The 6,714-nt window shown below is 67.6% G+C and carries 6 protein-coding genes; 2 read left to right on the top strand and 4 right to left on the bottom strand.

Translation table 11 applies throughout. The annotated features are described in order from the left end of the window. Positions 1 to 153: 153 nt before the first annotated feature. From BM345_RS29335 to BM345_RS29320, 4 genes are read right to left on the bottom strand one after another with little or no spacing between them, the layout of a single operon-like run. Entirely contained in the window at positions 154 to 1,086 is a 933-nt protein-coding gene (locus BM345_RS29335; RefSeq protein WP_093387334.1) for an alpha/beta fold hydrolase, read from the bottom strand. 5 nt (positions 1,087 to 1,091) lie between these two features. Next, a complete protein-coding gene (locus BM345_RS29330; protein ID WP_093387331.1) occupies positions 1,092 to 3,173 on the bottom strand; it encodes an acetate--CoA ligase family protein in 2,082 nt (693 codons plus the stop codon). Positions 3,174 to 3,183: 10 nt separating this feature from the next. Beyond that, complete coding sequence (locus BM345_RS29325) at positions 3,184 to 3,981, bottom strand: enoyl-CoA hydratase/isomerase family protein (RefSeq protein WP_093387329.1); 798 nt, start codon at positions 3,979 to 3,981, stop codon at positions 3,184 to 3,186. Between the two features lie 40 nt (positions 3,982 to 4,021). Continuing rightward, positions 4,022 to 5,002: a tripartite tricarboxylate transporter substrate binding protein gene (locus BM345_RS29320; protein ID WP_093387327.1), complete on the bottom strand. Its 981-nt coding sequence runs from the start codon at positions 5,000 to 5,002 to the stop codon at positions 4,022 to 4,024. A 147-nt stretch (positions 5,003 to 5,149) separates the two neighbouring features. On the opposite strand from BM345_RS29320, the gene BM345_RS29315 reads away from it, so the two are divergent. After that, positions 5,150 to 5,977 (top strand): IclR family transcriptional regulator, encoded by an 828-nt coding sequence (locus BM345_RS29315; RefSeq protein WP_093387326.1) that lies wholly within the window; start codon positions 5,150 to 5,152, stop codon positions 5,975 to 5,977. A 140-nt stretch (positions 5,978 to 6,117) separates the two neighbouring features. Continuing rightward, positions 6,118 to 6,315 (top strand): oxidoreductase-like domain-containing protein, encoded by a 198-nt coding sequence (locus BM345_RS29310; RefSeq protein ID WP_093387324.1) that lies wholly within the window; start codon positions 6,118 to 6,120, stop codon positions 6,313 to 6,315. Positions 6,316 to 6,714 lie beyond the last annotated feature (399 nt).

Genomic DNA, 6,714 nt, shown 5'->3' with positions numbered 1-6,714 from the left:
TTCCTCCCTCGAGGCTTGTCCAACACCTGCCCTCAGGTCGGTGTTATGCGCAGGCTCGTCTTGCAGGCCGGGCAGATGTCGGACAAACCTAAACGTTTGCGGACGTTCCGAGGATCTCGACCGAACGTCCGGTCCTCAGTGCTATCCGGACTCCTATGGGTCGACTCCAGGCGGATGAATCAAGGCGGCTTGCTGTTCCGCACAAGCTGTTCTCACTGCGGCACTGAATTCGCCCTCAACAGCACCACCTTCGAGCCAGCAAAGCAGCAGCTCGTTGACGGCCTTCGCGGCCTCGAACTGCACCCAATGTCCGGCGCCTGCAATCTCCTTCAGTTGCGGTTGGTTGAACCGCCCGCTCATTGACGACATCACAAAACCTGGATCCAGCGTGACGTCATGGGCACCCCATGCCGCCAGTAGTTTGCCCCGGTGGCGCTCGAGCAGCGTCGACAACCCACCCTTGCGCGAGACGGTCTTGCTGTGAAAGCGTGTGCGCAAGCAAGCGTTGCCGTGGATGTGCAGTGCCAGCGCATCTACCTGGGCGGGATCGTGCAGCATGTGCATCAGCAGGTTGTGCCGCATCACCTCGTTCCATTCGGATGAGTGCGGCTCGAGGCCTCGCCATGCGTGAAGCTCGCCGCGCGGGCGGCGTGGCCCGCCATGGCCAGCGGGGCCGAGCAATCCGAGGTGCGAGACGCCGTCCCGCCGGGCGGCCACATGGGCTGCCACCAGCCCCCCGAACGAGAAGCCCACCAGCCGCAGCGGCTGCTCCTTGGGTACCAGTGTGTCGAGCGATCGAAGCGTGGCGTCTACCAGCGCATCCACAGAGCTGCCTGGTGGCTCGTCGGAGTGACCATAACCGGGCAGATCAGGCGCCCAGACCGTGTAGCGCGTCGCCAGGTCTTCGACATTGCGAGCCCAGTGGAGCCACGAACCGTGGCCGCCGTGAACGAGCACCAGCGGTGGTCCGGCATCGCCAAAGCGCCGCCAGCAGACCCGTCCCCCGCCGAAGTCCACGCGTTCGACCCGCTCCATTGCCCGCAGGCGGGCCAGCAACGGGTCGTCGAAAGCGGGAACTTCGTTCATTGCCTTCAACGCAGCACAGCCACGCCGTCCGCCGCGCGCACGCCCTGTCCTTTGGGCAGCACGAAGATGGGATTGACCTCGGCTTCGAGCAGTCGATCACCCAACTGCGCTGCCATGCGCGAGAAGGCCACGATCGCATCCACCAGCGCCTCGACGTCGGCCACGGGCCGTCCGCGGAAGCCGTCGAGCAGGGGCCAGGTCTTCAGCTCGCGCGCCATGGCCAGCGCTTCATCCCGGTCGAGGCCCCCCTGCGACGGCAGCAGACGCATCGTCGTGTCCTTGAAGAGTTCCGCCGTGATGCCGCCCATGCCCAGGAGGATAGCTGTGCCGATTGCGTCGCGGTGGATACCGAGGATCAGCTCGGTGCTGCCCTGCACCATCTCCTGCACCAAGAAGCGGTGCGGGCGCACGCGGGCACGGCTCTCGACCTCGTCGGCCATGGCGTGCAGGCGGGCGCCGACCTGCTCGGGCGAGAGGTTGACCGCCACGCCGCCCACGTCGCTCTTGTGCGTGATCTCTCCCGAGAGGATCTTAAGCACCACGCGGCCGCCCAGCTGATGCGCGGCGCGCTGCGCTTCTTCGGCGGAATGGACCACGAACTCTTGCGCGCAGGGCACACCGAAGCGCGCGAACAGCTGCTTGGCCTGCGCCTCGTCCAACGAGCCCGAAGGAAGGTCCTCGACCGGCATCGGATCCGCCTGAGCCTGTTCGGCAGGCGCCCGCAGTTGCGCCGCATGCAACATGCTGGCCAGCGCCGCCGTGCAGCTTTCCGGTGCGGCAAAGGCCGGCACGCCGCGCTGCGTCAACAGGGCGGCTACCTCGGGCGCATGCGGGCTCACGAAAGCGACCACTGGCTTGTCCGACAACGGCAGGCAGTCCTGGATGGCGCCGGCCATCAGCTCGGGCATCGCCAGGCCCGAAGAGCCGACGATGATCGCGAGCGCGTCGTAGCTTGGGCTTTCGAGAAGCGCCCGGATGGCGCCGCGCAGCAGATCGGGCTGCAGGCCCGCCAGGGTGACGTCGATCGGATTGCGGTCCAGCGCGGCATGGTCACCCGTCTGCAGTGCGCGCAGCGCGGCCGCGGTGGCCTCGTCCGGCGCGGGGGTCTCGAAGCCGGCGACGCCCAGGCTGTCCGACACCAGCGTGCCGGCCCCGCCGGTGGAGGTAAGAATGGCCACGCGCTTGCCGCGCAGGTGGCGCCCGCTGGCCAGCGCCGCCGGAATGTCCAGCAGGTCGCTGAAAGACTGGGCGCGGAAGACGCCGGTCTGGCGGAACAAGGCGTCGTACATGCGGTCGGCACCGGCGAGCGCGCCGGTGTGCGAGACGGCCGCCTGCGCGCCGGCCTCCGAGCGGCCGATCTTGAAGGCCACGATGGGCTTGCCGGCGCGCGCGGCCCGCAGCGCCGCAGCGCGGAACTTCTCCGGGTGCCGCACCGCTTCGACGTACAGCGCAATGACCCGGGTGGCGTCGTCGTCCACCAGCGCATCGATGAAGTCCGACAGCTCCAGGTCCACCTCGTTGCTGGTGGAGATGAGCTTGGACAGCCCGATGCCGCGCGCCGCCGCCCGCGACAGCAGCGAACCCAGGATGCCGCCGCTTTGCGACACCACCCCGATCGCGCCCTGCGGGAAGTGGTCCATCTCCAACGCGCCGGAGGCCGACAGCACGATGTTGTCGCTGAGGTTGACCAGACCGATGGTGTTGGGGCCCAGGATGCGCATTGCGCCCGCGGCCTCGATCAGCTGCTGCTGGCGCCGTGCGCCCTGCTCGCCGGTCTCGGTGTAGCCACTGGCCAGCACGATGGCCGCCGCGGTGCCACGCGCCGCCAGGTCACGCACCGCGAGATGCGCGCGCTCGGCCCCCAGCAGCACGATACCGACGTCGGGTGTTTCGGGGAGCGAGGCAACGTCGGGGTAGCACTGAAGGCCACCGATCTCGGCCACTTTCGGATTGACCGGATAGATGGCGCCGGCGAATTGGTGCTTGAGAAGGTAGGACACCGGGCGGCCGGCTGTCTTGGCCGGATCCGCCGAAGCGCCGATGACGGCAACGCTGCGGGGCTTGAGGAGTCGGTTGATCGCGTTCATGTCGCGCTCCTCATGCCTTGCCGGCGGCCGAGGCCTTGGCGAGGAAGGCCATCACCGCTTCGCGGTGCTCGCTGCTGGTGTAGCAGATTCCCTGGGCCTGGCTGCCATGGGCGAACACCTGCTCGGCCGACAGCTCGAAGCTCTGGTCCAGGATGCGCTTGCCCAGCGCCAGCGCGGTGGCCGAGCCCTGGCTCAGTTCGCGCGCCCAGGCCTGGGCATCCGCCACCAGGCGGTCCGCGCTGGTCTTGCGGTCGACGATGCCCAGGGCCAGCGCTTCGTCCGCCTCCACCTTGCGACCGGTGAAGATCAGTTGCTTGGCGCGCGGCAGGCCCACGCGGCGCGGCAGGAAGTACATGCCTCCGCCATCGGGAACGATGCCCCGGTGGATGTACGACCAGCTGAAGCTGGCCCATTCGCTGGCGATGATGAAGTCGCAGGCCAGCGCCGTGTCGGCACCCAGGCCCGAGGCGGCGCCGTTCACTGCCGCGATCACCGGCTTGGGCATGGTGTGCAGCAGGGTCTGCGTGTAGTGCACGCGCTGCTGGCGGTGCCAGCCGTTGAAGGCGATTTCGCCGGTGGGTGCGCTCATGCGCCGCTCCATGCCGGCGATGTCGCCGCCGGCGCAGAAGCCCCTGCCCGCGCCGGTGATCACCAGGGCCCGGATGGCCTTGTCGGCCTGCACTCTTTCGAGCGCGACGATGAATTCGGTGCGCATGTCGTCGCTCATGGCGTTGCGCTTGTCCGGGCGGTTGAACGTGAGGGTGGCGATGCCATCCTCGACCCGCAGGTCGATCAGGGAAGTGCTCATGGCGGAATCCGTAGGGGAGAAAAGTTCGGGTCGTGCAGGCTCAGTCGATCTTGAGGTTGTTTTCCTTGACGACCTTCCGCCAGCGGGCTTCTTCGGCACGCACGTAGGTGTCGAGTTCGGCGGGCGCACCCGTGGAGACGCTCAGGCCCTCGGGTTCCAGTCGCTTGCGGAACTCGGCGTCCTGCGTGGCCTTGTTCGCTGCGGCATTCAGCTTCGCGATGACGTCGGCCGGGGTTCCGGCGGGCACGAAGATGCCATACCAGCTTTCCACGGCGTAGCCGGGCACGCTCTCGGCGATGGCCGGAATGTCCTTGAGGGCAGGCGATCGCCTGGATGTCGTCACGCCCAGCGCGCGCAACTTACCACTCGCGATCTGCGGCGCGGCGGCGGCCGCAGTGGCGAACATCATGTCCACCTGACCGCCCAGCAGGTCGGTCATGGCCGGCCCGGCGCCCTTGTAGGGGACATGCGTCATCTGCACTTTGGCAAGGTTGTTGAACATCTCGCCTGCCAGGTGCGCAGAGGTGCCGTTGCCCTGCGAGGCGAAGGTCAGCTTGCCCGGGTTGGCCCGGGCGGCGGCCAACACGTCCTGCATCGACTTGTAGGGACTGTCGGCCCGCACCATCAGGATGTTGGGGCCGCGCGCCAGCAGCGCCACCGGGGAGAAGGCCTTGTCGGTGTCGAAGGGCAGCTTGGCCATGAGGCTCGGATTCACGGCGTGTGCGAAGGTCGCCACCACCAGTGCGTAGCCGTCCGGTGCGCTCTTGGCGACAAAGTCGGTGCCAATGATGGTGCCCGCGCCGGGTTTGTTATCGATGATCACCGGTTGGCCCAGCGTCTGTGACATGGCGGCGCCCAGGGTGCGCGCGATGCTGTCAGTGCCGCCCCCGGGGGCGAAGGGCACGATCATCTTGATGGGCCTGTCGGGATAGCCCGCCAGCGCGGAGCCCGCGGCGATCGCGCTGATGGCGAGGCCGGTGGCAAGGCGGGCGAACAGTGCCCGGACGGGATGGAATGTCATGCATGTCTCCTGTGTTCGAAGGGCTGGTCAGGAGCGCGGGCCGGAGCCCGCGCCAGTGATGCAAAGCTTAGGTCGCCATCACCTATTGCGCACCCACCGAATTCCAAGGAGTGGAATTGGCGAGAGCCCCCGCTACACTCCAGCCGCATGACACGCAGCGCTTCCGACGACCAGGGAAAGCACGCATCCGCCCGTGCGCTTGACGCCGAGAAGCCGGGCCGGTCGCCCGCCAACCGCTCGCTTGAGCGCGGCACCGAGATCCTTCGCGCCTTCCGCCCCGGCTCCACGCTGCTCGGCAACGCAGAGCTGGCCGAGCGCACGGGCCTTTCCAAAGCCACGGTGAGCCGCCTCACGCAGACGCTGGTGGGCGCCGGTATGCTGCAGCCCGACCCACCCTCGCGCGCCTTCCGGCTGGCGCCATCGGTGCTCAGCCTGGCACATGCCATGCGCGCGGGCTCGACGGTGCTGGCTGCCGCGGCGCCGCTAATGCGCACCACTGCCGAGGGTCACCGGATCAATGTCGGCCTGGCGGCGCCCGACCGAGACGAGATGGTCTACCTCGAGTCGATCCGCTACAACCGCCGGCCTTCGCTGCGCTCGGTCGTGTCGGGCCAGCGAGTGCCCATGGAGCTGACCTCGCTGGGGCGCGCCCACCTGCACGCCGCGCCAGAGGCGCGCCGCAAGGCGCTCTTGGAACATTTCCGGCGATTGCGGGGAGCGCAGTGGAAGACTCTCGGGCTGGAGATCTCTGCCGCGCTGCGCAGTATGGACAGCACAGGCTGGTGCGCGGCGAGCTGGCAGCACGAGGTGGTAGCCGTCGCCACGTCGCTGACGGTGCACGGCTCGCACTACGCGCTCAACCTCAGCGTTTCCACGGTTGAGGACTTTGACCTGACGGTGAGCAACCTCGCGCCCACGCTGATGTCATTGCGGGAACGAATACTTCAGGAGATCGAGCGAAACGAGATTGATTGACGACGGGCACAACGGTCAAACGTCCGGCCCCTGACGCTATCCTGCGGGGCAGGATCGTATCCTCTGGCGATCACACGGCTGCACTCGGCAGGTCGAGGCGTTCCACTAGACCGACCAAGGTAGCCCAGCTCGCAGCACAAATGCCTTCGACCATGACGCCGTCTACCGCGCCCGACCCACAGCCACAGCCTCCCCCGCAGCCGGATTTCGAGGACTGCTGCGGCAACGGGTGCGAGCCTTGCATCTTCGACCTGCACAACCTCGCCATGGACCGCTACCGACAGGCCATGCGCGCATGGCGCGAGCGCCATCCCGAGTTGGCTCAGGGCATCGAATGATCGGCCACCAAGTCCACTGTCGCCGCCGAACGGCCAAATCGCGCCCGCCCGGCTCGCAGCGAAAGCCGAACTTCGGCGACGTGTGCATATACGACCGATTCGTGGCGGACTGCAGACGATCGGCGCGGGGAAAGAAGACCTACGGCTCGACAGCGGCACCGCGCCCAAAGACCATGCGCATCGCACGAGACGGTCGCAGACTCGGTACCCTTAGGCACACGAACTCATCGCGGCGCGCATTCGCGCCTCCAACTTCTAGCCCCATGTCAATGACCGAACCGATTGCCCCCATCCAAGAACCCAAGTTGTGGAGCGACGAGCGCTGGACCGCGCGCGTCATCAAGAACGAAGACGACGACGGATGGGCGGTGTCGATGACGCGGCATGGCGACCCGGAGC

The sequence above is a fragment of the Variovorax sp. OV329 genome, assembly GCF_900114785.1.
Classification (GTDB): Bacteria; Pseudomonadota; Gammaproteobacteria; order Burkholderiales; family Burkholderiaceae_C; genus Variovorax.
The sequence above is the reverse complement of the archived record's forward strand: the minus strand, read 5'-3'. Positions and strand labels throughout refer to the sequence as shown.